This window comes from Acidovorax cavernicola (assembly GCF_003581445.1).
The window spans coordinates 1-1380 of the sequence record NZ_QXMN01000216.1; the positions used below are offsets into that span (position 1 = coordinate 1).

A 1380-nucleotide genomic window follows, 5' to 3' on the forward strand; every position below is an offset into this window, starting at 1 on the left:
AATAAGACGTCAGTCGTTGACGGTCGTGGCTTGGGGGTGCGCGCAAGGTGATGGGGCGGATTTCCTGGCAAGCCATATCGACCCGCGGCAACTCGTCGGGGTCGATTTTTCTGGCGTGGCTATCGAGCAGGCTTCGCGTCGTTACCCCGCCATCCGGTTTCTGGCCGAGAACTGGGTCGGAGAGAAATCGCATCATGCAGAGACTTTTGATGTGGTGTTTTCATCCAATACGTTGGAGCATTTTCATAATCCGTGGGAAGTGCTTGAGGAGCTGGGCGAGCACGCGAAAAAAGCGGTGGTGTTGGCATTGCCATACCGTGAAATGGATCGTATCGATGAGCATTTCTACTCTTTTCTTCCCGCCAATGTGCCCGTTGAACTGAGCAACGGCTTTGGCCTGGTCTGGTCCAGGGTGATTGATTGCCGTGGGATAGAAAACACGCTTTGGAATGGCGAACAGATTTTTCTGGTCTATGCCGAAAAATCATGGCTGTCTTCGTTGAAGCTGACGCTGGGGGATTGTGAGATTGGGCATGACAATCAGGCTGCGCGTATTGGCCATGAAGTAGCAGAAAGACAGGAGCAGATTTCTCACCTGCAGCAGGATTTGGCGGCGCGAGACGCCCACATCGCCGAACTTGACGGTGCATTGGGCGATCGCGATGCCAGGATCACGCGCCTTGATCAGGACATCGTGCTGGCACAGAGCCAGATTTCCAGCCTTCAGCAGGAGCGGCAACTGTATATCGATCAAGTCAATGGATTGATCAACTCCCGTTCCTGGCGAATCACCAGGCCATTGCGGGTGGTAAAACGCCTTTTCAATGCCTTGTTTGATGCGTCCGAGCGATATCATTTGCTTAAGGCTGTGTATTGGAGGCTGCCGCAGTCTTTGCGATCGAGCTTGAACAAATATCGGTACAAATACGTCGCTCAGAATATCCATGTCAGAGATGCGGCGGTATCGAGTCGGAGCCAGTTGCCTACGCCCGATTGGGTCTTGGCAGCCAATGCTGTGCAAAAAATCGTAATCATTCCTTGTGGGTTTGAATTTGACGAGCTTGTCAATCAGCGTCCGATCAATGCTGCAAAGTATTTTTCCAAGCAGGGCTATGTGGTGATATTCATCGCTTGGCAGTGGTCCAGGGGTGAGCTTCTTAAAAAACCCTGTGGCCAAGTATGGCCGGGGATCTACCAGGTTCCGCTTTATGAGTTCATCGATTCCGAAAAATCATTGTCTGCCCGGCAGTTGGATGCCTTGTATCTGCTGACGATGCCCGCGCGGATTCTTGTGGACCTTGTGCCAAGTTTTCGCGCACGAGGCTACTCGATTGCTTATGACGTCATGGATGAATGGGAAGAATTTCATAAGTCGGTGCA

At 52.0% G+C, this 1380-nt stretch carries 1 protein-coding gene; it reads left to right on the top strand.

Annotated elements, in window-relative coordinates:
- Positions 1-25: 25 nt before the first annotated feature.
- The coding region (locus D3H34_RS32645) for a methyltransferase (RefSeq protein ID WP_286186561.1) at positions 26-1380 on the top strand (1355 nt) is incomplete at its 3' end.